Source organism: Mycobacterium sp. THU-M104, from assembly GCF_049197365.1.
Classification (GTDB): Bacteria; Actinomycetota; Actinomycetes; order Mycobacteriales; family Mycobacteriaceae; genus Mycobacterium.
In genome coordinates this window covers 55,271-80,936 of the sequence record NZ_JBMIOP010000046.1, presented here as the reverse complement: position 1 = coordinate 80,936, position 25,666 = coordinate 55,271, and the positions used below count along the sequence as shown (strand labels likewise).

Genomic DNA, 25,666 nt, shown 5'->3' with positions numbered 1-25,666 from the left:
ATGCAGGTCGCACGGCGACGGTCACGACCCGCGGTCGGTCGAGATCCGGGGCCAGAGCAAGGTTTCGCTGCGGCCGCGCCAGCCGGGCACACCGGTCGACTATGCTGACGCCCAGCACACCGCTGCCGGAGAGACGACAGATGCCCGTCGCACACTCAGCCAGACATTGGCTCGCCCCCGCGGCACGATCTGTCGCGCCGCGCCTGTTCTGGCGACGCAAGTACCACATTCTCCGCCGTCTCGGAGAATCCCGCCCGGAGGTCCAGTTGGCGGCCTCCCTGTGCGACCCGAACCGGGTTTCGCTCGACATCGGCGCCGACGTCGGCGAGTTCACGATCGCGATGTCCGCATCATCGCGATCGGTCATTGCGTTCGAGCCCAGACCCGCCCAGGCCCGCGACCTGGCATCGATGTTCCACGCGGTCGGGGCGGCGGTGCGGGTGGAAGCGGTGGCGTTGTCGGACACATCCGGTGTGGCCACCATGCGGTTGGTCGAGTCCGAACCGGGCCGAAGCACCATCGACACCGACAACCTCCTGGGCAACGTGAACGGCAGCCGGGTCACCCACGTCGACGTGCCGGTCATGCGCCTCGACGATCTGCACCTGGGTGATATCGGCCTGATGAAGATCGACGTGGAGGGCCACGAATTCGCCGTGTTGCGGGGGGCCGCGGACACCCTCACCCGTGACCGGCCGGCGGTTCTCGTGGAAGCCGAGGAACGCCATCACACCAACGCCCTCGCCGAGATCACCGCGTTCTTGACCGGACTCGGTTACGCGGGCCACTTCCAGATCGGCGAGGCCCGGCTGCCGGTCGAGGAGTTCGACGCAGCCGAATATCAGAATCCGGCGAACATCGGCGGCCCGCAGGACGGGTGGTCGGCACATGGCGTCTACGTCAACAACTTCGTCTTCGTGCCCAACGAAATGCGAGATCGGCACCCGGCTACGTGGTGACCCCAAAGCCTCCAGGCCAAGGCGGGGTTGGCGGCTGGCGCCGGACCGACTTCCCCGGCGTGTGCCGTGCTCGCCGGCGCAACGCGCGTGCTCGCCGCAACGGTGCGGCCGGCCGCGAGGCCCTCCCATTTCGCCGGGAGCTGGCGCTAGCATCGCGTACCGGCCTTTGCGGGCTCACCACCGACGCGGGAGACACGTCGTGAACAACTTCCGGCGGGTAGTACGGGGTGATCAGCGGCGACTCTCCAAGGATGGCGCGAAAGAGCTGGCCCGCGCCCTGGTGTGGCGCACCGACAAGACCATCACCCCCGATCTCCGTCGACGATTCGTCGCCCTCGGGCCGGCCGAACTGGACAGGTTCCGCAGTCACCTTCGGGAGAACTGGTCGACAAAGGATTATTGGAATTCAGAAATCGGTCGCGAGCAGCTCGAAGCCCACACCGTCGGGCGCCTGACCTATGACCGACACGAATACGTCCCATGGCTCAACTCGTTGCATCGCCTCGATGGGGCAAGGGTTTTCGAGATCGGCTGTGGAACCGGCTCGTCACTCTGCGCCTTGGCCGAGCAGGGCAGCGACGTCGTCGCCATCGACGTCGCACCGGAGTCGGTGGCGGTGGCCAAGGCGAGGTTGCGGTTACTCCGGCTCGGGGCGCAGTCACTTCATGCGATGAACGCCACCGAGATGGACTCCCACTTCGAGCACCGAAGCTTCGACTTCGTGATCTTCTTCGCTTCGCTTGAGCACATGACGCTCGAAGAGCGTCTGCGTAGTTTGCGGGCAGCGTGGAAGCTCCTGGCAGATAACGGCATTCTTTGTATCGTCGAAGCACCGAACCGCCTCTGGCTTTTCGACGACCACACCGCGGACTTGCCGTTCTTCCATTGGCTGCCCGACGAGATGGCACTGGAGTATTTCCGGCAGACACCCCGGTATCAGGCGTCACCGTTCGACACGAGTGCGGCGGGGGCCGGGCTCGAACTCACCCGCCGCGGCCGCGGTGTCAGCTTTCACGACATCGAGCTGGCACTGGGGCCCATCGGCGGCCTGGAATTCGAGGCCGACCGGCACAGTTTCCAGATCGAGCACAACGCACTTCGCCGGCTTCGCTATCGCCTCTCCGACACCCGCCGCTACGCCGGCCTGTTGCGCCGACAGCGCCCCGACCTGCCGATCGGGCTGTTCTTGCCCTACCTCGACATCGCGATCCGTAAAAGGCCCGCGTAAAGGACTGGGGCCGAGGGTTTTTGGGTGAATCGGAGGGGCACTTCCGGCTGGCAGGGCACGAGGTTGTGTGCTTGCGTCTGGCGGCGGGAGGGATTAGTCTTTTCGCGGCGGTTGCCTCCCACGGGTGACACGCCGCGCGGTTCTTCGCTTTTCTCTCGCGGAGCCGACTTCACAGACCGGGGATGGATGTCGAACTGGTTGCGCGATGCGGTGACGGACGTCAATTCGAGGCGGTCATTGTCGGGTCGCGCCCGCACGCGGCGATGGCGGCATCTTCTCGAGTTCTTCCCGGCTTTCGCGGAGATGCGGGTGCTGGACTTGGGGGGCACACCCGAGTCGTGGCGACTCGCGCCGGTGCGGCCCGCGTCTGTCACCACGGTGAACCTATTGGCGCCGGACTCGGTGACCGAGGGCGTCATCGCGATCCAGGGCGATGCGTGCGACCCGCCGAGGGCGGTTGCCCAAGACCGCTTCGACCTCGTGTATTCCAATTCCGTGCTCGAACATGTCGGCGGGCACACTCAGCGCCAACGCTTCGCGGACAACGTCCACGCCCTGGCCGACCGCCATTGGGTGCAGACGCCATACCGGTATTTTCCGATCGAACCGCACTGGCTCTTTCCGGGCATGCAGTGGCTGCCCTACGAAGCCCGCGTGCAGGTCTCGATGCGCTGGAACCGCGGTCACGTTCGGACGTACACCCGTGAGGACGCACAGGAGCAGGTCGATGAGATCGACTTGATCGGAATTTCGCAGATGCGCCGCTACTTTCCCACCTCGGCCATCTGGTACGAACGATTTGTCGGATTGATCAAGTCTTTGGTCGCGGTCCAGACCTGACGGCCGAGCGGCCCCGCGGCGACACCGCACGGCGCCACCGCCGTTCAGAACTGCAGCGCGCTGAACCGCCAGTCCAGCACCGGCCGGTCGGGCTCGCCCGCGGTGTCGCCGGCCGCGTAGACGAGTGAGCGAAGCCCGAGCACGCCCCCGTCGCCGGTGGGCTCGGCGGATTCGACGTGCAGCTCGCTGTAGAGGGTGTCGCCCTCGTACACCGGGCCGGTGTGGTCGCAGGACTGCCAGCCCAGCACCGTTGCCAGGTTGGGCAGCAACCTGCTCGCCTGCGCGAGCGCCAGCCCGATGGTGTGGCCTCCGTAGACCAGTCTGCGCCCACCGGCACGCGAATCATGATGCGCGGCGGCGATGTTCAGCGTCAGCCGGGCCAGTTCCGGCGCGCTGCTGACCACGTCACCGGTGCTGTGCAGCACCGCACCGGTGAGCCCGGCGTCGAAATGCGGGCCGGGCACCCGGGCGCGGAACACCGCGCCGTCCCACCGGGCCGTCGGATCCGAGGCCGGTGGTACCGCGTCGTCGCCGATCGTGGATAGGTCGTCGCCCGGCCTGTCTTCGCGGGGCCGCCAGTCCGGGCCGGCCGGCAGCATGGCACACCGGTAGAAGTCGAGCACCAGCCGGTCGGCCTGGTCGATCGTGGTCATCCGCAGCACCGCCATGCCCGTCGGCGTACGGCCAGGCTTCACCGAATTCGCGCGCAGGCCAACCACTTCCGTGCGGGTGTAGATGGTGTCGCCGATCACCGGGAAGCCGTGGAAGACAAGGCCGCGGTAGAACAGGTTGGCCTTGACGCGCTGGGTGGCCAGCGTCGACTGGCCGATCGCCACATCGCAGACCAGCGCCGGGTGCACCAGCGGGCCCGCCACGCCGGTCACCGCGGTGCACAAAACGGCGTCCAGCGCCAGCCGCAGCCGGTCGCCGACGATCGCCTGGTGGGCGGCGGCCAACCCCGACGACAGCGTCATCGGCGGCGCCCAGTCGAACACCTGGCCCACCGAGAGGTCGTCGAAGTAGGGCCCGCCCTCGCGCCGGCCCGCGTACCCGTTCGCACTCACAACGCCACATGCTGGCAGGCTGTCCGACCGAGGGTCAACACGGAGGGTGGTTCGCGCGTGAACGACGAGGAAGAGATGCTGGTCGCCACGGTCCGGGCGTTCGTGGACCGTGACGTCAAGCCGGCCGTCCGCGAGATGGAGCACGCCAACGCCTACCCCGAGGCGTGGATCGAGCAGATGAAGCGCATCGGCATCTACGGCCTGGCCATCGGTGAGGAATACGGCGGGTCGCCGGTGTCCACGCCGTGTTACGTGCAGGTCACCCAGGAGTTGGCGCGCGGCTGGATGAGCCTGGCCGGCGCCATGGGCGGTCACACCGTGGTGGCCAAACTGCTGACGCTGTTCGGCACCGAGGACCAGAAGCGGACCTACCTGCCCCCGATGGCCACCGGGGAGCTGCGCGCCACCATGGCGCTGACCGAGCCGGGCGGCGGCTCGGACCTGCAGAACATGGCCACGACCGCACTGCCGGACGGCCCGGACACCCTGCGGGTCAACGGATCCAAGACCTGGATCAGCAACGCGCGTCGTTCCGGGCTGATCGCGCTGCTGTGCAAGACCGATCCGCACGCCACGCCGCGCCACACGGGCATCTCGATCGTCCTCGTCGAACCGGGCCCGGGGCTCACGGTGTCGCGGGACCTGCCGAAGCTGGGCTACAAGGGCGTCGAAGCCTGTGAACTGTCCTTCGACGGCTACCGCGCTCCGCGCTCGGCCATCCTGGGCGGCGAACCCGGCCAGGGCTTCGCCCAGATGATGAAAGGGCTTGAGACGGGCCGCATCCAGGTGGCCGCGCGGGCGCTGGGGGTGGCGACGGCCGCGCTGCAGGACGCGCTCGCCTACGCCCGGCAGCGGGAGAGCTTCGGCCGGCCGATCTGGCAGCACCAGTCCATCGGCAACTACCTGGCCGACATGGCCACCAAGCTCGCCGCCGCGCGCCAGCTCACCCGGTATGCCGCCGAGCGCTACGACAGCGGCGAGCGCGCCGACATGGAGGCCGGGATGGCCAAGTTGTTCGCGTCGGAGGTGGCGATGGAGATCGCCCTGAACGCCGTGCGCATCCACGGCGGCTACGGCTACTCGACCGAATACGACGTCGAGCGATACTTCCGCGACGCGCCGTTGATGATCGTCGGCGAGGGCACCAATGAGATCCAGCGCAACGTGATCGCCGCGCAACTGATATCCCGCGGCGGCCTGTGACGGGGACGTGCAGCCGCCGGTCCGGCGCCAACGGGTGCCGCCCGCCGTTGCGTGTCGCGGCGTCGGTGCACGTCGCCGGCTACTGGTCTATCGCGTCCACCAGCCCCCAGCGCAGGGCTGTGTGGGCATCGATCGTCCTCCCCGACAACACCAGATACGCCGTGCGCCAACGCCCGATGCGGCGGATCACGCTGACGGACCCGCCCGCGCCCGGGATCAAGCCCAGCGCCAGCTCGGGCAGCCCGAACACCGTGTCGGCTGCGGCGTCGACCCACCCGCAGAAGGCCGCCATCTCCAGGCCGCTGCCCAGCACCCGGCCGTGCACCTGCGCGCGGCAGCCCCGGCCCAGCCGGGCGGTGAGTGCGTGCAGCGCCAGCGCCGGGCTGTGCCGGGTGCGGGCCAGGTGTGCGCCCGCCGGGTCGGCGAGCGTGCCGAATTCGGCGAGGTCTCCGCCGCTGCAGAACGAGGGACCATTGCCGCGCAACACGATTCCCGTCACCGAGGGGTCCAGTTGAGCGACGGTCAGCGCGTCGAGCAGCGCCGCGCGCGCGTCGGTGGAGAACGCGTTGTGCCGTTGCGGCCGGTTGAACTCGATACGCAGGGTGTCACCGTCACGCTGCAGTCGCACCGGGTCGGCGATCTCGGGCATGCTTGTCGGGCCGCGCTCATCGAGCCAGCGCGCGAACTCCGGACCCGCCTGCAGGGTCGAGTAGGCCAGCGACTCGGTCAGCACGCCGGCCAGCGCCGGGCCGGCGGGATCGATGCTGCGCAGCACGTCGTCGCAGACGCTGCTGGCGTGCGGCCAGCGGCGACAGCGCTCGCCGAGCTCAACCAAGGCGTCGGGCACCGAGTCGACGGTGACGACCCGGCGGTCCTCGCAGCACTGTTCAGAGAGGGTGAAAGTTGCCCGCTCGAGCCAGTATTCGGGCGCACCGGCGACCCGCCCGACGGCGATCACCACCCCGGGCGGCTGCCCTGCCGGCATCCTCTCGTCGGCCTGCGCCGGCTCGGCCAGATCGACTACGCGCAGCGTCACATCGAGTACTTCTCGACCAGCTCCCCCTTGTAGAGCTTGCCGGTGTCGGTGCGCGGCAGCTGCGCCTCGAACGAGATCGACCGGGGACACTTGTAGTGCGACAACCGATCCCGCAGCCATCCCAGCAACTCGTCGGCGAATTCCTCGGTGGCGTCGGCCGGGTCCACGGTCTGCACCACCGCCTTGACACGCTGGCCCATCTCGTCGTCGGGGATGCCGAACACCGCCGCGTCCAGCACCTTCGGGTGGGTGACCAGAAGGTTCTCGGTTTCCTGCGGGTAGATGTTCACCCCGCCGGAGATGATCATGTGGTGACGCCGGTCGGTCAGGTAGAGGTAGCCGTCGTCGTCGACGTAGCCGACGTCGCCGACGGTGACCCACCCGCGCCCGTCGCGGGAGGCGGCGGTTTTCGCCTCATCGTTGAGGTACTCGAAGAAAAGGCCGCCCTCGAAGTAGATCTCGCCGGCCCGCCCCGGGGGCAGCTCGTTGCCGTCCTCGTCGAGGATGTGGATCTGGCAGGACATCGGCTTGCCGACCGAGCCGGGGTGGGCCAGCCACTCCTCGGCGCTGATCAGCGTCGACCCGATCGCCTCCGAGGAGGCGTAGTACTCGTCGATGATGGGCCCCCACCAGTCGATCATCTGTTTCTTGATCTCCACCGGGCACGGCGCCGCCGCGTGCATCACCCTTTGCAGGCTGGACAGGTCGTACGAATTACGCACCGCCTCAGGAAGTTTCAGCATCCTGGTGAACATCGCGGGCACGAACTGGCCGTGCGTGACGTGGTGGCGCGCGATGGCGTCCAGACAGCCCTGCGGGTCGAATTTCTCCATCACCACCGTGGTGATGCCCCCGGCCTGCGCGCTCATCGACCACACCGAGGGCGCCGTGTGGTAGAGCGGCGCCGGGCTCAGGTAGATCGAGTCCGGGTTCATCCAGAAGCTCACCAGCGCCGACATCATGCCGGGCGCCTCGGCCGGCGCGACGTGCGGGAGTTCGCGTTTGATGCCCTTGGGGCGGCCCGTGGTGCCCGAGGAGTACTGCAGCAGGTCACCCTCGAGTTCGTCGTCGATCGGCGTATCGGGTTGGTCGGCAACGCATTCGGGGTAGCGCTGCCACCCGGGCAGATCGGCATCCTCCTCGCCCGAGGCGATCAGCAGCAGCTCGGGCAGGCCGCCGGGCAGGTGCTCGCCCAGGTTCTCGCAGATTTTACGCAGGGCCGCCGAGCCGACGATCGCCTTGGCTGCGCTGTTGTCGACGATGTAGGCGGCCTCGGCCGCGGTCAGGTGAGTGTTGATCGGCACGTAGTACAGGCCGCTGCGGCGCGCCGCCCACATCACTGCGTGGATGTGCTCGTTGTTCTCCATCAGGATCGCGACGGCGTCCCCCTCGACCAAACCGGCCTTGCGGAAGTGGTGCGCCAAACGGTTCGCCCGTGCCTCCAGCTCGTCGAAGGTGACGACCGTGCCCGACGGGTGGAGGATGACGGCCGGCTTGCCGGCACCGAGGTGCTCCCGAATCTGCATGCGCCGACTGTACCGCCACGGAAATTGACGGGTGTCAACTGTCCGCCGGGCAGGCGCGCCGGTTACTCGGTCTCGGCCAGACGCTGCTTGAGCGCCTCGAACTCGTCCCTGACGCCGGTGGGCAGCTTGTCGCCGATGAACTCGAACCATTCCTCGATCATCGGCAGCTCCTCACGCCATTCCGCGGGCTTGACCGCCAGCGCCTGCGCTACATCGCCGGGATCCGCGTCGAACCCTTCGAGGTCAAGGTCCGCGACCGAGGGCACCATCCCGATCGGGCTGTCCTGAGCGCCGGCTTTGTGCTCGATGCGGTCGACGATCCACTTGAGCACCCGGCTGTTCTCCCCGAACCCGGGCCATAAGAACTTGCCTCCCTCGCCGCGGCGGAACCAGTTGACGAAGAACACCTTGGGTAGCTTTGACTCGTCGGAGTTCTTGCCGATATCGATCCAATGCTGGAAGTAGTCGCCGACGTGGTAGCCCATGAAAGGCAACATCGCCATCGGGTCCCGCCGCACGGTGCCCACCGCGCCCTCGGCGGCGGCGGTCCGCTCGGAGCCCATGGTGGCCCCTATGAACACCCCATGCTGCCAGTCGCGAGCCTGCGTCACCAGCGGCACCGTGGTCTTGCGGCGGGCACCGAACAGGATCGCCGAGATGGGCACGCCTTGCGGGTCGTCCCACTCGGGCGCCAGGATCGGGCACTGCGACATCGGGGTGCAGTAGCGCGAATTCGGGTGGGCCGCGGTGGTTTCGCTCTCCCGGAAGTACCAGTCGTTGCCCTTCCAGTCGATGAGGTGCGGCGGCTCGCCCTCGAGGTCCTCCCACCACACGTCGCCGTCGTCGTCGACCGCCACATTGGTGAACACCGTGTTGCCCGCGGCGATGGTCCGCATGGCGTTCGGGTTGGACTTCCAGTTCGTCCCCGGCGCCACGCCGAAGAACCCCGCCTCGGGGTTGACCGCGTACAACCGGCCGTCCTTACCGAAGCGCATCCAGGCGATGTCGTCGCCGAGCGTCTCGGCGCGCCAGCCCGGGACGGTCGGCTGCAGCATGGCCAGGTTGGTCTTGCCGCACGCCGACGGGAACGCCGCCGCGATGTAGTACGCCTTGTTCTCCGGGGAGATCAGCTTGAGGATCAGCATGTGTTCGGCCAGCCAGCCCTCGTCGCGGGCCATCACCGACGCGATGCGCAGCGCATAGCACTTCTTGCCCAGCAGCGCGTTGCCGCCGTAGCCCGACCCGTAGCTCCAGATCTCCCGGGTCTCCGGGAACTGGGTGATGTACTTGGTGTCGCTGCACGGCCACGGCATGTCCTGCTGGCCCGGCTCCAGCGGAGCTCCCACGGAATGCAGCGCCTTGACGAAGAAGCCGTCGTCGCCGATCTTCTCCAAGGCCGCCTTGCCCATCCGGGTCATCACCTTCATCGAGACGACGACGTACTCGGAGTCGGTGATCTCCACACCCAGCTTGGGGTCCTCGGCGCCCAGCGGACCCATACAGAACGGCACCACCCACATCGTGCGGCCCCGCATGCACCCGCGGTACAGGTCGGTCATGGTGGCGCGCATCTCGGACGGGTCCATCCAGTTGTTCGTCGGACCCGCGTCCTCCTCGCGCTCCGAGCAGATGAACGTCCGGGACTCGACGCGCGCCACGTCGGCGGGGTCGGACAGCGCCAAGAACGAGTTGGGGAAGTTCTTCTCGTTCACCCGCTTGAAGGTGCCGGCCTCGACGAGCTGCTCGGCCAGCCGTTGCCACTCCTCGTCAGAACCGTCGGCGAACATCACCCGGTCGGGCTCGGTCAGCTCGGCGACCTCCTGGACCCACGACAGCAGACCCTGATGCTTCGTCGGTGCGTTATCCAGACCGGGAATGGTCGCTGAGGTCATCGAACTCTCCTGAATTCTCCTGTGTGCTTACGGGCGCCTGTACTGGTCAGTACTCATAGCCACGCCCACACAACGATTGACAAGGTGGCGTTGACTACAGGTTATCGTGAGCAACTTGTCGAGTGAGGCTCGGGCAGGTATAAGCCTGCTCACAACAACGATTCAGAAAACAGTGCCGAAAGTCGGCGATTCCTGCCATGTGCGCTCCTCGAGGACGGTCAGCCGGTGTCGGCATCCGTGACACGGCTCTCGGGTGGGCGTATACCCGGTTCGTCCAGTTCCTCACGCACGATCTCGAGCGCGGCGCGCAGCGCCGGCATCTCCTCGTCCCGCACCGCGGCCGCACGCGCCGCGGCGAGGGCGTGCTCGCGCAGCTCGGTGTCGATGGCGCTGATCCGCCGGCCGAACTGAGCGTTCTCGGCCTCCTCGCGGGCGACCAGCGCGGTGCTCAGCGCCGCCTCGGCGGCCAGCACCCGCGTCGCGACCAGCTCCTCCACCACCGAACGCAGCGACGCCGTCAGGTCGCCGGCCCAGCGGTCCAGCACCGCGCGGTCGTGCAACAGGCCACGCAGGTTGACCACCGCGAACGTGACAGCCAGTCCGACCGCCACACAGGCCGCGGCACCGACGAACTCCACCGCGGCATTCGGCCGCGGAGCCAGACCCGACACCAGCCGGCTCAGGGTCAGCGCCACCCCCAACCCGAATCCGGCGCCCAGCAGGGTCATCAGCCAGGTCTCCTGCCTTCGCGACCTCAGGGGTGGGGCGGCGGCGTCGACGGAAGGCGGCACCCCCGAGCCGGCCCCCGGATCCGCCGTCGAGAACGGCAGGTCCACCGGCACGCCCACCGCCTGGGACACGTCCGCCAGGTGGGTGGCGGTGCCCTCGGCGACCTCGGCGACCACCTCGTCCGCCCGGGCACGCGCCTGGGCCTCGAAGCCCGGCATGTCCCGGCGCGCCAAGTTCGCGGCGTCCTCCTGCAACTCGCTGCGCACCGACGAGCAACGGTTGCGCGCGAAGTGGGACAACTGGACCCGCGCCTGCTGGATCTGGCCGCGCAGCGCGATGGTCCGCTCGGATCTCGCCTGTCGCCGCTCCCGCAACGCGGTGCTGCGCTCGTCGCGCAACGCATCGACCCTGGCCCGGCGCCCGGGCCCGTCGGCTTCACGGTCGAATCGTTGCGCGGCATGCTGCAGCCGCGCCTCCCACGCCCGTAACCGGTTGCGCCGCGCGATGTCGGGATCGGCGAGCCGGGCAGCGACGCACTCGACCACCTCGTCCGCCCTGGGCTCACCGAGGTCGGGCAGGGCCGCCGCGCCCACCCACGGCACCCGGGCGTAGCGCGGCGCGTGCCCGGCCAGCGTCTCGCGGTTGGCCTCGATCACGTCGCGCCAGGCGTGGTGGACGTCAATCTTGGACACGACCCCCACCACCACATCGGTGCTGCCGGCCGCGGCGTCCAGCAGCGCGCAGTCGGACGGGGTCAGCGGGGCCGCCGCGGAGACGACGAACACCACGGCGGCCGGCGCGTCACCGGGAGCCAGGTCCGTCGACTCGACGAACGTGTGCTGCGGCAGCCGCTCGCGCAGCGCCTCGGCGATCGCGCTCACGCCGGCCAACCAGGGCCCGGCGACCAGCACCACGTCGCGGCGGGTGACGGCGGGCAGACCCAGCCGGGGCGCCACCGCCGCGATTCGGACGTCCACCCGGGCGGCCGCGTCGCCGCCATCGCCGCTCACCACGCTTGCCCCCACTGGTGCGGCAACGAACCGCAGGCCTGCGACCACAACCGCAGCGAACCCCTGGCGATGTCCGCGCCGCAGGCCCGGTGCAGTTCGCTGACGGGGCCCATCCTGCCGACGCTGTAGCGCTGCCACCATACGGCCCGGGGCAGGTGTGCGGCCCCGTCGGTGTGGCGGCCGTCAGCGGAGGGGGTGTCAACCTCGAGCCCGGCCGCCTCCGCCACATCCAGCGCGGCCGCCATCCGCGCCACCACGGTGTCGTCGCGGCTGAGGAAGCCGCCGATCCGCTCGTCGCCGACGGCGAGGGCCTCCAGTTCGGCGACGGCGTCGAGCACGCGCCGGTAACGTGCTTCGGCACCGACCGCGGACAGCGCGTCGAGTACGGCATCGACGCAGCTCAACCGCCGCAGCAGGACCCGCACCTGGGCCTGTGTCCGGCCCTGGCGCACCGCGGCCACCGCGATCGCGGTGCCGAACAGGTGCAGCGTCTCCAGCAGGCGCAGCCGCACGTCGGCGGGAACCGTGGACCGCGCCGTCAGGAACCCGTCGCAGGAGAGATCGAAGAGGTCCACGTGGCCGGGATGGTCGGGATGGTCGGGATGGTCGGGATGGTCGGGATGGTCGGCCAGCATCCGCAGCGCGGCCCACAGGCCACCATCCAGGCCGCCGAACGCCGTGACGGCCAGCGACCCGATCATCGGCTCGACGGGGACCCCGACCAGCGCCGAAAGGTCGGCGGCCCGGATGCGCGCTGCCACGATCGGTCCGTCACCGGTGCGTCCCGACAGAGAGCCGACCAGGTCGGCCTTGTTCAGCACCACCAGAACCGGCTGTCGGGAGCGGGCAATCGCCTCGGCGTCCTCGGGTTTGATCACCTCGGTGACGACGTGGACGATCACCTCGACGTCGGGCTCCACCCCGCCTGCCGAGAGGACCTCGCAGGCCACCGCCGGCCCTGCGGTGGCCTGCTCACCCGCCGCCTGCAGCCCGCGCGCCACCGTGCCGCGACCCGCCCCGCGGCGCCCACGGACCGCCACACGCAGCGGTGCGGCGGTGCGCTCGGCGATCGCCGTCACGCGGGGGTCGGCGTGCCCGGCGGCGAACCGCGTCAGCTCGTCGACGAAAATCCGGTGGCCCTGCCGCCTCATGTCCTGCCCCAATCCGGTCGGCACGCCCGCCTGACCGGCGCCGGACTCGACCGGCCCGGCGCCGTCGTCGACCGCTGTAAGGTCATTTCTGAGGCCGGGAGCGTGAGCCGCCCTGCCGGTGGTCGGGTCGACTCCCGGCCCACCACGGCGGCCTGCCTCGGCCCGCGTCGTCGCTGTGCGGTTCCACCGAATGGTGGCATCTGGATGAGGGAGACGCGAGCCACCGTTTATCTGTTACCAGCCGAAGGCAACCGTTGGGTATCAATCCGGACCAGGGGCGGCTACATCGGACATCGATGGGCCACCATGAACAGATGCATGCGCAGCCCGGCGTGGGGTTCCGTCCCGACACACCGGTGGATGCGAGCGCACCGGACATGACGTCCATACCGGACCCGCCCGTGGACGGTCACGACCAGCGCCTCCCGGCCACGAGTTTCCGCTCGCGGCGCTCCGCGCTGTCCGGGGCCCAGCGCGACACCTGGGAACGCCGCTGGCCCGAGCTCGGGCTGTCGCTGGGTGACCGGGAATCGCGAGCCGGCGAGCCGCTGGACACCCGAGCCTGGTTCGGCCGCGTCGCACCGGTGGTGCTCGAGATCGGCTGCGGCAGCGGATCGTCGACGCTGGCGATGGCCAAGGATGAGCCGGGCGTGGACGTGATCGCGGTCGAGGTCTACCGGCGGGGTCTGGCCCAGCTGCTGGTCGCGGTCGACCGCGACCAGGTGGGCAACATCCGGATGATCCGCGGCAACGGGATCGACGTGTTGCAACGCCTGATCGCCCCCGGCTCGCTGATCGGCGTCCGCGTGTTCTTCCCGGATCCGTGGCCGAAGGCCCGGCACCACAAGCGCCGCTTCCTGCAGCCCGTCACGATTGGCATGATCGCCGACCGGCTACTCCCCGGTGGTGTCCTGCACGCGGCGACGGACCATCCCGGTTATGCCCAGCACATCGCGCAGGCCGGCGACGGCGAACCGCGGCTGCGCCGAGCGGATCCCGACGCCCCGCTGCCGATCTCGGTCGCCCGCCCCACCACCAAGTACGAGACGAAGGCCCACGACGCGGGCAGCTCCGTGACCGAGTTGGTCTGGGTGCGGCCGGGATGAGGAAACGAACATGAGCCTCGCAGAAGAAACCCCAGCAACATCCGAACACCTGGACTCCCCGGGGGTGATCGCAGGCGGCGGCCTGTCGGGCTTCCAGCCGTCGGGCGGGCGGGTCCTGCTGGTGTGGGACGCGCCCAATCTCGACATGGGCCTGGGATCCATACTGGGCCGCCGGCCCACCGCCCTGGAGCGTCCCCGCTTCGACGCGCTGGGCCGTTGGCTGCTGGCGCGGACGGCCGAGATCAGCGCCGGCCGTCCCGGCGCCGTCGTGGAACCCGAGGCCACCGTCTTCACCAACATCGCGCCGGGCAGCGCCGACGTGGTCCGGCCCTGGGTCGATGCCCTGCGCAACGTGGGGTTCGCGGTCTTCGCCAAGCCGAAGATCGACGAGGACAGCGACGTCGATCGCGACATGCTCGCCCACATCGACCGGCGGCGCACCGAAGGGCTCGCGGGGCTGGTCGTGGCGTCGGCCGACGGTCAGGCGTTCCGTGAACCGCTGGAGGAGATCGCACACACGGAAGTGCCAGTTCAGGTGCTCGGATTTCGCGAACATGCGAGTTGGGCGCTAGCGTCGGATACCTTGGACTTTGTCGACCTGGAGGACATCGCCGGTGTCTTCAGGGAACCGTTGCCGCGGATCGGCCTGGATTCGCTGCCCGATCAGGGGGCGTGGCTGCAGCCTTTCCGGCCGCTGTCAGCGCTGTTGACCACCCGTGTGTGACACTGGGAAATCTATGCGCGGGTCGGTACCGATCCAGTAAGGAGCTTGCGTGTTCGCCTGGTGGGGTCGAACTGTGTACCGCTACCGGTACATCGTTATCGGGGTCACGGTAGCTCTGTGCCTGCTCGGCGGCATTTTCGCGATAAGTCTGGGTAAGCACCTCACGTCGAGCGGCTACTACGACGAGGGCAGCCAGTCGGTGAAGGCCTCGGTCGTCGGCGACGACGTCTACGGCCGGGACCGCAGCGGCCACATCGTCGCCATCTTCAAGGCACCCGAGGGCAAAACCGTCCAGGACCCGGCGTGGTCGAAGAAGATCACCGACGAGCTCAACGCGTTCCAGAAGGACCACTCCCAGCAGGTACTGGGCTGGGCAGGTTACCTGCGGGCACCCGACACCACCAATCCCGTCGTCAAGGGCATGGCCACCGACGACAAAAAATACACGTTCGTGTCGATCCCGCTCAAGGGTGACAACGACGACACCATCCTCGACAACTACAAGGACATCGCCCCGGCCCTGCAGAAGCTCGACGGCGGCACCGTCCAGCTCGCCGGACTGGAGCCGATTGCCAACGCCTTGACCGGCACGATCGCCAGCGACCTGAAGAAGTTGGAATATCTCGGGGTACCGGCGGTGGCGGTGGTGCTGTTCCTGGTGTTCGGCGGAGCGGTCGCCGCCGGCCTCCCGGCCATCGTGGGCGGGCTGACCATCGCCGGCGCGCTGGGCATCATGCGGTTTCTCGCCATCTTCGGCCCAGTGCACTCCTTCGCCCTCATGGTGATCTCGCTGATCGGCTTCGGTATCGCCATCGACTACGGCCTCTTCGTGGTGAGCCGGTTCCGGGAGGAGATCGCCGAAGGCTACGACACCGAGGCCGCCGTGCGACGCACCGTCATGACCGCCGGGCGCACCGTGGCGTTCTCCGCGGCACTGATCATGGTCTCGACAGCCAGCCTCCTGGTGCTGCCGCAAGGTTTCGTGAAATCGATGACCTTTGCGATCTTCGCCGCGGTGGGGCTCGCGGCGCTGCTGTCGATCTCGTTCCTGCCGGCGTGCCTGGGAATTCTCGGTCGCCACGTCGACGCGCTGGGGGTGCGGACCGCGTTCCGGGTGCCCTTCCTGCGTAATTGGAAGTATTCGCGGGCCTACCTGAACTGGCTCGCCGACCGGCTGCAGAAGACCAAGACCCGCGAAGAGGTCGAGGCCGGATTCTGGGGCAAGCTCGTCACCCGGGTGATGAAGCGGCCACTGGCGTTCGCCATCCCGATCGCTGTCGGCATGATCCTGCTGGTCATCCCGTTGGGCAACCTGTCATTCGGCGCCATCAGCGAGAAATACCTGCCGCCGGACAACCCGGTGCGTCTGGCGCAGGAACATTTCGACAAGCTCTTTCCCGGGTACCGGACCGATCCACTCACGCTGGTGATCCGGTCGACCAACCACCGGCCCGTTACCGACGCCCAGGTCGCACAGGTGCGCAGCCAGGCCATGGCGATCAGCGGCTTCATCGACCCTGACAACGACCCGACGAAGATGTGGCAGGAGCGCGCCTACGCGCCGGGTGCATCGAAGGACCCCTCGGTTCGGGTGCTGCAGAACGGACTCGTCAACCCCGACAGCGCGGCGGCCAAGATCGGTGAGCTGCGCAGCATCGCAGCGCCCAACGGCATCGAATTGTTGGTCGGCGGCACCCCGGCACTGATTCAGGATTCGATCCACAGCCTGGTGGACAAGGCTCCGCTGATGGCGGTCGTGCTGATCACCAGCACCATGCTGTTGATGTTCCTGGCGTTCGGGTCGTTCGTCCTGCCGATCAAGGCGGCGGTGATGAGCGTACTGACGATCGGCTCCACCCTGGGCATCCTGACGTGGATCTTCGTCGACGGGCACTTCTCGACGTGGCTGGACTTCACGCCGACACCGCTGATGGTGGTGATCATCGCGCTGGTCGTGGCCGTCGGCTATGGCCTGGCCACCGACTACGAGGTGTTCCTGGTGTCCAGGATGGTCGAGGCCCGTGAGCGCGGTATGTCCACCGCGGAGGCCATCCGGATCGGCACCGCCACCACCGGGCGTCTGATCACGGCGGCCGCGCTGGTGCTCGCCGTGGTCGCCGGATCGTTTGTGTTCTCCGACCTCGTGATGATGAAGTATCTCGCCTTCGGGCTGATGGCGGCGCTGCTGCTGGACGCGACCGTGGTGCGCATGTTCCTCGTGCCGTCGGTGATGAAACTGCTCGGCGACGACTGCTGGTGGGCGCCCCGCTGGGCCCGACGCCTGCAGAACCGCATCGGCCTGGGCGAGATCGACCTGCCCGACGAGCGCAAGCGGCCCACGATCAACGGCCGGCCCGCCCGGCCCCCGGTCTCGGCGAGGGCTCTGGCCGCCGCCCCGCGTGCACCGCACGACCCCACCCACCCGGTGGCGCCCGAACCGGTACGGCCCCGCCCGTCCGGCAGTGCGTCCGTCCCGACCCGCCCGGACGGCAACGCCACGACCACCCGGACACCGGGCGACGACAAGACTGCGGGCGCCGCATCCGGCAGTCAGAAGCCACCAGGCCGCGAAAAGTCGGCGGACCCCCGCAGCCCGGGTCAGCCCGCTCCGCCCCGGCCACCCTCACCTCCGACCCCGCCGCCGTCCAGCGGTCAGACCCGGGCCATACCGATCCCGACGAACGACAACGACAAGGCCGATGCCCCCGAACGGGCGCAACCCGGCGAACCGACGAAGGCCCTGCCGATCACGCGGTCGGATGCGAACGACTCCGAGACCGCCACGGAGAAGCTCAACGCCTACGGGCAGCAGCCCGGACAGAAGGACGCGAGCGACAACGCGCCCCAGCGCCGTCGCATCGGTGGCGCGCTCAGCGCCCAGGATCTGCTGCGGCGCGAGGGCCGGTTGTAGCGTCGGGGCTCACTCCCCGTCGGCGTCCGAGAGGTCGTCGGGTGCTGCCTGCACGATCGCCCCGACACCGTCGTCGGTCTGCCGTGCGGCCTCGACTTCGGGATCGGCGGCGAGCAACACCTGTAGCGCGTTGTTGAGGAACGCGACGGTCGGCACGGCCAACAGGGCGCCGACGATCCCGGCAAGGACACCGCCGGTGGAGATGGCCAGCACCACCCCGAGCGGGTGAATCGAGACCGCCCGCCCCATCACCAGCGGCTGCAGCAGATGGGCTTCGATCTGGTTCACCACCACCAGGACACCCAGCGTGATGAGCGCGTAGAGGAATCCCTTGGCCAGCAGGGCGACCATCACGGCCAGGAAACCGGCGATCACCGCACCGACCAGCGGGATGAAGGCACCCAGGAACACCAGCGAGGCCAGGGGCAGGGCCAGCGGTATCCCCATGATGGCCAGGCCGGTGCCCACTCCGGCGGCATCGGTCAGCGCCACCAGGAACGTGGCCCGCACGTACCCGATCAGCGAGCCGTACCCGGCCCGGCCCGCCTGCAGCACCCGGTCGCGGGAATGGGCGGGAATGAGCTTGGCGACGTAGTGCCAGATGTTGCGCCCGCCGTACAGGAAAAAGGTCAGGGTGAAAAGGACCAGCACCGCCGCGGTGACCAACTCGGTGATGGTCGCCGCAGTGGACAGCGCCCCGCTGGTCAATTTCGCCTGATTGTTGCGCAGAGCCTCGATCGCGGCGTTGCCCGCGCTGTCGATCTGGTCACCGCTCAGGTGCGGCGGCCCCTGGATGAGCCACCGACGGGCGGAGTCGATGCTCTGGGTGACCTGGTCGGTGAGGCCGGGAAGGCCGTCGATGAACTGGGTGATGACGAACGCCAGGATGCCGCCCAGGGTCGCGACACCGCCGAGCAGGACCAGCGCCACCGCCCCGCCGCGGGGCAGGCCACGCCGGTCCATCCAGTCGACCGCCGGCACCAGCAGCGCGCTGAGCATCAGCGCCAGCAACACCGGGACGACGATGATCTCCAGCTTCTTGAGGACCCAGGCGAGGGCGACCAGCGCGGCGAGGATGACCAGCAAACGCCACGCCCAGGCCGCGGTCTTACGGACCAGGGGCTCGACCGCGGAGTCGTCAGAGGGCGTGTCGACGTTTCCCGACATTGCGCCAGCTTATCGGGGTACGCCGGCAGGCCCTCGCGGCCAGCACGATCCGGTTACGACGCCGACACGGTCGGCGTCGCGTCACGACTGCCGCGCCAACTGCACCGTTACCCTGAAGCACGTGTCTCACGACGCGCCCGCCCGCAAGCTCGACCTGCCCCGCGAAGAGACCTCGCGGGGCAAGTACTGGTGGCTGCGGTGGGTCATTCTCGGCATCGTCGGGACCGTACTCACCGTCGAGGTGTCGTTGGGCTGGGACCATCTGACCAAGGGCTGGGTCAGCGTCTACGAGGCCAACTGGTGGTGGCTGCTGGCGTCGGTGGCGGCGGCGGCGGCGTCGATGCACAGCTTCGCGCAGATCCAGCGGACGCTGCTGAAATCCGCTGGGGTCCACGTCAAGCAGTTGCGGTCGGAAGCCGCTTTCTACGCCGCCAATTCGTTGAGCACCACGCTGCCCGGCGGGCCGGTGCTGTCGGCCACGTTCCTGCTGCGCCAGCAACGAGCCTGGGGCGCCTCGACGGTGGTCGCGTCATGGCAGCTGGTGATGTCCGGGGTGCTGCAGGCGGTGGGCCTGGCGCTGCTGGGTCTGGGCGGGGCGTTCTTCCTGGGTGCGAAGAACAACCCGTTCTCGTTGCTGTTCACCCTCGGGGGGTTCGTCGCATTACTGCTGCTCGCCCAGGCGGTGGCGTCGCGCCCGGAACTGATCGACGGCATCGGTTGCCGGGTGTTGTCATGGGTCAACTCCGTGCGCGGCAGGCCGCCAGACACCGGCCTGGACAGGTGGCGCGAGACGCTGATGCAGCTCGAGTCGGTGAGCCTCGGTCGGCGCGACCTGGCCATCGCGTTCAGTTGGTCGCTGTTCAACTGGATCGCCGACGTCGCCTGCCTGGGTTTCGCCGCGTACGCGGCCGGCGACCACGCGTCGGTCGCCGGGTTGACGGTCGCCTACGCGGCCGCCCGCGCGGTCGGCACGATACCTCTGATGCCCGGCGGGCTGCTGGTCGTCGAGGCGGTGCTGGTGCCGGGCCTGGTGTCCAGTGGCATGTCGTTGCCCAGCGCCATCTCGGCGATGCTGATCTACCGGCTCATCAGCTGGTTGCTGATCGCCGCCGTCGGCTGGGTGGTGTTCTTCTTCATGTTCCGCACCGAGAACGCCGATGACTCCGGCGTCCCCGACGGCGAGGATGCCGCCCCGGCCGCCGGGTCGCCGTGCCGGGAGCAATCGCCGGCCGATCCGACAGGGAACGCCCTGCAGGGCCCCCTGCCGCCGCCCGATCACGACCCGGCGGACGGTAGTTAGCGGACGGTAGTTAGCCGACGGTGTTTCCCCGCGGCGCACCCGACAGCGGGTCGGCACCGGTCGTCCCGCCGACCGGCAGCGCGCCGGGCGCGCCCGGGAGGCCGGAAAGGCCGCCGCCACCCTGCATCTGCTGCATCAAGCCCATGACCTGAGGAAGACTGACCGGAAGCTTGCACTGCAGCGACAAGCCCGTCAGCGGCTCGGAGATCTTCTGCATGTCGGCGGCGACCTTGGGATTGGCCTCGAAATAAGTCTTCAGCGACCCGAACGACTGCGGCCCGGACTGTTCCTGCAGCAACGTGGTCATCGTCTGGTTGGCCTCGGGGTGAGCATCCAGGTAGTCGCCCATCGACTTCACGACCGAACCCGCCGTCCGGGCGACCTCGCTGGCCGAGCACGGGTCCTTGGCCCCGCTCGCGGGCGGCCCGGCAGCCACTGCGGCGCCGGCGACTACGCCGGCCACCAGGGTCGCGAGCAACCCTCCCGGTACTCTGCGGAGTCGGCTGCACGCGGTCACGGGGCCTGCGGTCACGGGGCCTGCGGTCATCGAAAAATCCTCCCTGCTCGCGCCGACGCGGCCGGTGTCCCCCAGGGGCCGGGCCGTCAGATCGGCTGCGGTCAACGGCCCTGTGTGTCGCGGGGTCACCCTGTCCTCCCACGCGGCCATCGGCCATCCTGCCAGCCGGGCGGTATGGCTACCACCGCGTGTGACCGACATCCCGCTCGGGACGGAACTCGCCCTCGCAGGGTCACCGATGCACAACGACTTGGCCGCGTCTTGGCAACATCGGTGTCATCGCAGCTCAGCAACCGAATCAGCCAGACACCTACACAAGCGTCTGCGGTATCCTCGCCTGCACGCGTTGCGCAAGAAGAAACCGGGGAGCCCGAGATCCAGCAGTACATGATGCGCGTCAGCCGCAACCTTCGCAGATGGCGCTGGTTTGTGTTCGCGGGCTGGCTGCTGGCGCTGGTGCCGGCGGTGTATGTGGCGCTGACTCAGTCGGGCAATCTCACCGGCGGTGGTTTCGAAGTGGCCGGCTCGCAGTCGCTGCTGGTCCACGATCAACTGCAGGACCAATACCGCGATCTGGGGGCGTCGTCGCTGGCGCTGGTGGCGGCGCCGCGCCCGGACGCCAGCTATCAGGACATGAGCGACGCGGTGGCAGAGCTCAGACACATCGTCACCCAGTTCCCCGGCGTCACCGAGGCGCCCAGCCCCGGGCAGCGGCCACCGCAGCCCGACCGGCCGTACGTGCTGTCGCTGCGGCTGGACGCCCGCAATTCCGGCACCAGCGACGTCGCCAAACAGCTGCGCACCAGGGTGGGCGTCAACGGCGACCACTCGGGCCGGACCGCCGACGGCCGGGTGCGCCTGTACGTCATCGGCCAGGGTGCGCTGAGCGCGGCCGCGGCGGCCAACACCAAGCACGACATCGCGGCCGCGGAACGCTGGAATCTGCCGATCATCCTGATCGTGCTGCTGGCGGTGTTCGGCTCCCTGGCCGCCGCGGCGATCCCGCTCGCCGTCGGCGTCTGCACCGTCGTGGTCACCATGGGCCTGGTCTATCTGCTGTCCACCTACACCACCATGTCGGTGTTCGCGGCACCGACCGTGTCGATGTTCAGCATCGCGCTGGCCGTCGACTATTCGCTGTTCATCCTGATGCGCTACCGCGAGGAGCTGCGCTCCGGCCGTCAGCCCCGCGAAGCCGTCGACGCCTCGATGGCCACATCCGGGCTGGCCGTGGTGTTGTCCGGGCTGACCGTCATCGCCTCCATGACCGCCATCTACCTGATCAACACCCCGGCGCTGAAGTCGATGGCCACCGGGGCGGTCCTGGCCGTCGCGATGGCGATGCTGACATCGACCACGCTGACACCGGCGGTGCTGGCGACGTTCGGCCGCGCGGCGGCCCGGAGGTCCACGCTGCTGCGCTGGTCGCGCCAGCCGGACTGCACCGAGTCCCGGTTCTGGACCCGTTGGATCGGCGGGGTGATGCACCGGCCGTGGATCTCGGCGCTGGCGGCCTCGGCCGTCCTGCTCGTCATGGCGGTGCCCGCCGCGTCGATGGTCCTCGGCAACAGCCTGCTGCGCCAATTCGACTCCTCCCACGAGATCCGCGCCGGGGTGGCCGCCGCGGCGCAGGCGCTGGGCCCCGGCGCGCTCGGGCCGATCCAGGTGCTCGTCACGTTCCCCGACGGTGATGCGGCCTCACCCGACCACAGCGAGCTGCTCGCCGCGGTCCGTCAGCGAATGGCGCAGGCCCCCGACGTCACCTCGGTCTCACCTCCGCGATTCGCCGACGACAACGGCAGTGCCCTGCTCTCGGCGGTGCTGTCGGTCGACCCCGACGAGCTGAGCGCCCGCAAGACCGTCGGCTGGCTGCGCGCGCAGTTACCCAAGGTGCCCGTCGCGGGAACCGTACGGGTGGACGTCGGCGGGCCGACCGCGCTGATCAAGGACTTCGACGACCGGGTGTCGCAGACCGAGCCGCTGGTGCTGGTGTTCGTCGCTCTCATCGCGTTCGTGATGCTGCTGCTGTCCATCCATTCGGTGTTCTTGGCGCTCAAGGGCGTGGTGATGACGCTGCTGTCGGTGGCGGCCGCCTACGGCAGCCTGGTCATGGTGTTCCAGTGGGGATGGCTGGCCGATCTCGGTTTCCCCCGGCTCAATTCGATCGACAGCACCGTGCCCCCGCTGGTGCTCGCGATGACGTTCGGGCTGTCGATGGACTACGAGATCTTCCTGCTCACCCGCATCCGGGAACGCTTCCTGCACACCGGCAACACCCGCGATGCCGTCGCGTGCGGCGTGAGCACCAGCGCCCGCACCATCACCAGCGCCGCCCTGATCATGATCGCGGTGTTCATCGGGTTCGCGTTCGCCGGCATGCCGCTGGTCGCCGAGATCGGCGTCGCATGCGCCGTCGCGATCGCGGTCGACGCCACCGTCGTGCGGCTGGTCCTGGTACCGGCGCTGATGGCGATGTTCGCGCAGTGGAACTGGTGGATCCCGACCTGGCTGTCGCGTGTACTGCCGTCGGTCGACTTCGACCGGCCGCTTCCCGAGGTCGACCTCGGCGACGTCGTGGTCATCCCCGACGACATCTCGGCGTTGGTCGCCCCCGGCGCCGACCTGCGAGTGGTGCTCAAGTCGGCCGCGAAGCTCAAGCACCTGGCTCCCGACGCGATCTGCGTGGCCGACCCGCTGGCCTTCACCGGCTGCGCCCGCAACATCGCCACGACCGGCGCCGCGCGGGACCGGGGGCGGGGCCCCGGCCAGATCCCCCACCACGTCGACATCGACGGGGACCGGGCGCTGGTCGCGGCGGGCCCAGCCCCAGCCCGCAACGGCAACCGCAACGGCAACGGCAACGGCGCCGCGAAGCCGGCCGGGGGGCGCGCCACCCGCAACGGCATCACCCGCGCGATCTCCGGGAGCGACCGTCCGGTGCATCCGATCACGCTGTGGCGGGGTCGGCTGTCGGTCGCCATCGACGCGCTGCAAACCAGCGGGGACACCGGCGAGGAGGCGAACTTCGAGCGGCGCAGCCCGGTGGAGACCGCCAACGTGCAGCTGCCCAGCGGGGATCGCCTGCTGGTCCCGACCGGTGCCGAGGCGCTGCGCCTCAAGGGGTACCTGATCATGTGCCGTAACACCAGCCGCGACTACGCCGAATTCGCGGATATGGTCGGCACGGTCGAACCCGAAACCGCCGCGCTGGTTCTGGGCGCAATGGACGAGTACTACTGTTGTCAGTCATCGGGGCGGGATTGGATAGCCACCCAATTGGTCCGTCGTCTCGCAGATCCACATCCTTGCGACTTCACCGCAGAGCGGTGGTCCGGACCGGACGCCGCGGCGGACTGGGACGACGTCAGGCAGCGCTGCTTGTCGGTGGCCGTAGCCATGCTGGAGGAGGCGAGGTGACGTTGACATCCGACCGGCGATCCGCGTCGCCGTCGCCCGACGGCGAACCCCGGCCCGACGGCGAACCCCTGCCCGACCCCGACCAGCTGGTCGAATTCTGGTCGACCGCCGCCGTCCGTTCGGCGTTGCAGGGCGGGGACATCGCGACCTGGAAACGGATCGCCGCGGCCCTCAAGCGCGACCCGTACGGGCGGACCGCCCGCCAGGTCGAAGAAGTACTCGGGGCCACACGGCCGTATGGGATCACCGGCATCTCCAGGGCCCTGTGGGAGGTGCTGGAACGAGCACGCACGCATCTGGAAGCCGACGAACGCGCCGAAGTGGCCCGCCATGTGCGCGTGCTGATCGACCGGTCGGGTCTGGCCGAACACGAGTTCGCCTCCCGCATCGGAGTGGACCCGAACGACCTGCTCACCTACCTCGACGGCCGCACCAGCCCGTCGGCCTCGCTGATGATCCGGATGCGCCGGTTGTCGGACCGGTTCGTCAAGGTCAATTCCCCGCGCGCCGCGCAATCCAACTGATCCCTCAGCGGGAGTTGACCGGCACCACGTCGGACACCAGCCACACGCCTCCCCGCTTGACCAGTCCCACCCGCAACGCCGGTGCCGCGCGGCTGGGCGGCTGACCGGGAGCGCTCTGCGTCACCCGCAGGATCACGGCCACACTGGCCACCGCCGGTCCGATGGCCTCGACGCCGGCCGCCAGCGCGGTGGCCTGCGCCGTGACGTTCTGTCGGGCGAGTTCGGCGCTGGACTTGGTGTACTGCTCCCTGAACGCCCCCGCCCGTTCCGGCACCGTCATCGCCGCAGCCCGGTCGATGGAATCCGCCGGCGCTCCCGGGGCGAACGACGCCATCGCCTCCGCCATCCCGGTGGCGGTCTGCACCACCGCGCGCGAGTCCCGGCCGAAGGCGCGGTCGGCCCTCGTCCAGTGCGTATATCCGGTCAGCACCGCCGCCGCCAGCGCGGCCGTGCACAGGAAGACGACCGCCAGCCGCAGCCCCGGGGCCTGGTCGTCGGTGCCGACGCTGACCGAGTCGCGGCGCAGCAACCAGGCGTTGATCGCCACGCCCTCCACGATCAGCAACACCAGCGCCGAGCATGCCGAGACCCACCACAGCGGCCAGTCGAGCACCACCCCGATCGCCAGCAGCGCGGCGATCGCGGCCGTCGGGGCCGCGATGTCGAAGGCCGCCAGCCGCCAGACATTTCTCATCGGATCGAACCCAGTCTCATCGGATCGACTCCAGCTTGGAGATCATCAGCTTGCCGTCCACCTCGGAGACGTCGAGCCGCAGATTCCAGTGCACCGTCTGCGGCTTGGCGCCGGCGTTCTCGCTGACCGACGTCGCGACCAGCAGCACCGAGTCCGTGCGGCTGGCGAACGGCGGCAACTTCGTCGTCACGAGGGACCTGGGGGGCGTCGCGCCGCCGGGCTGCGTGTCCAGGTTGCGGTGCAGCGTGTCGATCGCCACCGCCTCGATGCGGCCGCTGCTGCGCGACTGCAGCTTCTCCACCACCTGACGGTAGGGATGCACCGCCGCGTCGAACTCGGCACTGAGTTCCCCGACCGTCCCGTCGTGCAGCCGCTGCAGGCTGGTGTCGATGTTGCCGCTGTTCATGTTGATCAGCACGCCCGCCCAGTCGGCGGCGGTCTGCATGACGCGGGTCAGGTAGGTGCGCTCGGCGACCGCGTCGCGATGGCCCGACCAGACGAGACCCCCCAGCACGACGGCGACCACCGCGAGCACACCGAGAACGGCCGAGGCCACACCGTAAAGGGAGAAAATCCGGTCGCCGGTGGGCCCGATCTCCGGCGGGGCGGAGTCGTCGGGCTCTTCGCGCGCCGGTGACTCGGATTGCTCGCCGTCGGACATGGCCCGA

At 69.2% G+C, this 25,666-nt stretch carries 20 protein-coding genes; 10 read left to right on the top strand and 10 right to left on the bottom strand.

Going from position 1 to position 25,666, the window contains the following annotated elements; all coding sequences use genetic code 11:
- Positions 1–140 precede the first annotated feature (140 nt).
- From ACOJVU_RS04760 to ACOJVU_RS04750, 3 genes are all read left to right on the top strand, one after another.
- Positions 141–959: an FkbM family methyltransferase gene (locus ACOJVU_RS04760; protein ID WP_421528723.1), complete on the top strand. Its 819-nt coding sequence runs from the start codon at positions 141–143 to the stop codon at positions 957–959.
- A 199-nt stretch (positions 960–1,158) separates the two neighbouring features.
- Positions 1,159–2,187 carry a class I SAM-dependent methyltransferase gene (locus ACOJVU_RS04755; RefSeq protein WP_421528722.1) on the top strand — a complete coding sequence of 343 codons (1,029 nt, stop codon included), beginning with the start codon at positions 1,159–1,161 and terminating at the stop codon, positions 2,185–2,187.
- 186 nt (positions 2,188–2,373) lie between these two features.
- Entirely contained in the window at positions 2,374–3,027 is a 654-nt protein-coding gene (locus ACOJVU_RS04750) for a methyltransferase domain-containing protein (protein WP_421528721.1), read from the top strand.
- 44 nt (positions 3,028–3,071) lie between these two features.
- Here the strand turns inward: ACOJVU_RS04750 and ACOJVU_RS04745 are convergent, their stop codons facing one another.
- Positions 3,072–4,091, bottom strand: coding sequence for a MaoC family dehydratase (locus tag ACOJVU_RS04745; RefSeq protein ID WP_421528720.1), 1,020 nt, complete (start codon positions 4,089–4,091; stop codon positions 3,072–3,074).
- 57 nt (positions 4,092–4,148) lie between these two features.
- Here ACOJVU_RS04745 and ACOJVU_RS04740 point away from each other — a divergent pair, with 57 nt between their 5' ends.
- The gene (locus ACOJVU_RS04740) at positions 4,149–5,294 is read left to right on the top strand and encodes an acyl-CoA dehydrogenase family protein (RefSeq protein WP_421528719.1); all 1,146 of its coding nucleotides are present in this window, start codon (positions 4,149–4,151) and stop codon (positions 5,292–5,294) included.
- Positions 5,295–5,373: 79 nt separating this feature from the next.
- Here the strand turns inward: ACOJVU_RS04740 and ACOJVU_RS04735 are convergent, their stop codons facing one another.
- The 5 genes from ACOJVU_RS04735 to ACOJVU_RS04715 form a co-directional block, all read right to left on the bottom strand.
- A complete protein-coding gene (locus ACOJVU_RS04735) occupies positions 5,374–6,279 on the bottom strand; it encodes an enoyl-CoA hydratase/isomerase family protein (protein ID WP_421528762.1) in 906 nt (301 codons plus the stop codon).
- A gap of 47 nt (positions 6,280–6,326) precedes the next feature.
- Positions 6,327–7,856, bottom strand: a complete 1,530-nt coding sequence (fadD4, locus tag ACOJVU_RS04730) for a fatty-acid--CoA ligase FadD4 (protein WP_421528718.1) — start codon at positions 7,854–7,856, stop codon at positions 6,327–6,329.
- A gap of 62 nt (positions 7,857–7,918) precedes the next feature.
- On the bottom strand, positions 7,919–9,748 hold the full coding sequence (locus tag ACOJVU_RS04725; protein WP_421528717.1) for a phosphoenolpyruvate carboxykinase (GTP): 1,830 nt from the start codon (positions 9,746–9,748) through the stop codon (positions 7,919–7,921).
- 218 nt (positions 9,749–9,966) lie between these two features.
- Positions 9,967–11,487: a hypothetical protein gene (locus ACOJVU_RS04720; RefSeq protein WP_421528716.1), complete on the bottom strand. Its 1,521-nt coding sequence runs from the start codon at positions 11,485–11,487 to the stop codon at positions 9,967–9,969.
- Positions 11,484–12,638, bottom strand: coding sequence for a hypothetical protein (locus tag ACOJVU_RS04715; RefSeq protein WP_421528715.1), 1,155 nt, complete (start codon positions 12,636–12,638; stop codon positions 11,484–11,486). Before ACOJVU_RS04715 ends, ACOJVU_RS04720 begins: the two co-directional genes overlap by 4 nt.
- Before the next feature lie 296 nt (positions 12,639–12,934).
- Between ACOJVU_RS04715 and trmB the strand changes: the two genes are divergently transcribed.
- Genes trmB through ACOJVU_RS04700 form a run of 3 tightly spaced genes read left to right on the top strand, consistent with a single transcriptional unit; the run spans position 12,935 to position 17,379 of the window.
- A complete protein-coding gene (gene trmB / locus ACOJVU_RS04710) occupies positions 12,935–13,744 on the top strand; it encodes a tRNA (guanosine(46)-N7)-methyltransferase TrmB (RefSeq protein WP_421528714.1) in 810 nt (269 codons plus the stop codon).
- Between the two features lie 10 nt (positions 13,745–13,754).
- Positions 13,755–14,468, top strand: coding sequence for an NYN domain-containing protein (locus ACOJVU_RS04705; RefSeq protein ID WP_421528713.1), 714 nt, complete (start codon positions 13,755–13,757; stop codon positions 14,466–14,468).
- 49 nt (positions 14,469–14,517) lie between these two features.
- Entirely contained in the window at positions 14,518–17,379 is a 2,862-nt protein-coding gene (locus ACOJVU_RS04700; RefSeq protein WP_421528712.1) for an MMPL family transporter, read from the top strand.
- A gap of 9 nt (positions 17,380–17,388) precedes the next feature.
- Here the strand turns inward: ACOJVU_RS04700 and ACOJVU_RS04695 are convergent, their stop codons facing one another.
- Entirely contained in the window at positions 17,389–18,546 is a 1,158-nt protein-coding gene (locus ACOJVU_RS04695; RefSeq protein ID WP_421528711.1) for an AI-2E family transporter, read from the bottom strand.
- Between the two features lie 121 nt (positions 18,547–18,667).
- Here ACOJVU_RS04695 and ACOJVU_RS04690 point away from each other — a divergent pair, with 121 nt between their 5' ends.
- Entirely contained in the window at positions 18,668–19,846 is a 1,179-nt protein-coding gene (locus tag ACOJVU_RS04690) for a lysylphosphatidylglycerol synthase transmembrane domain-containing protein (RefSeq protein WP_421528710.1), read from the top strand.
- A 10-nt stretch (positions 19,847–19,856) separates the two neighbouring features.
- Here the strand turns inward: ACOJVU_RS04690 and ACOJVU_RS04685 are convergent, their stop codons facing one another.
- Positions 19,857–20,393, bottom strand: a complete 537-nt coding sequence (locus tag ACOJVU_RS04685; protein ID WP_421528709.1) for a hemophore — start codon at positions 20,391–20,393, stop codon at positions 19,857–19,859.
- A gap of 357 nt (positions 20,394–20,750) precedes the next feature.
- On the opposite strand from ACOJVU_RS04685, the gene ACOJVU_RS04680 reads away from it, so the two are divergent.
- Together ACOJVU_RS04680 and ACOJVU_RS04675 are read left to right on the top strand one after the other, a co-directional pair.
- Positions 20,751–23,780, top strand: coding sequence for an MMPL family transporter (locus ACOJVU_RS04680; RefSeq protein WP_421528708.1), 3,030 nt, complete (start codon positions 20,751–20,753; stop codon positions 23,778–23,780).
- A 68-nt stretch (positions 23,781–23,848) separates the two neighbouring features.
- The gene (locus tag ACOJVU_RS04675) at positions 23,849–24,304 is read left to right on the top strand and encodes an XRE family transcriptional regulator (RefSeq protein ID WP_421528761.1); all 456 of its coding nucleotides are present in this window, start codon (positions 23,849–23,851) and stop codon (positions 24,302–24,304) included.
- A 4-nt stretch (positions 24,305–24,308) separates the two neighbouring features.
- Here ACOJVU_RS04675 and ACOJVU_RS04670 read toward each other — a convergent pair whose 3' ends face one another.
- Together ACOJVU_RS04670 and ACOJVU_RS04665 are read right to left on the bottom strand one after the other, a co-directional pair.
- Positions 24,309–24,998, bottom strand: a complete 690-nt coding sequence (locus tag ACOJVU_RS04670; RefSeq protein ID WP_421528707.1) for a hypothetical protein — start codon at positions 24,996–24,998, stop codon at positions 24,309–24,311.
- A gap of 16 nt (positions 24,999–25,014) precedes the next feature.
- Positions 25,015–25,659 carry a hypothetical protein gene (locus ACOJVU_RS04665; RefSeq protein WP_421528706.1) on the bottom strand — a complete coding sequence of 215 codons (645 nt, stop codon included), beginning with the start codon at positions 25,657–25,659 and terminating at the stop codon, positions 25,015–25,017.
- Positions 25,660–25,666: the final 7 nt, after the last annotated feature.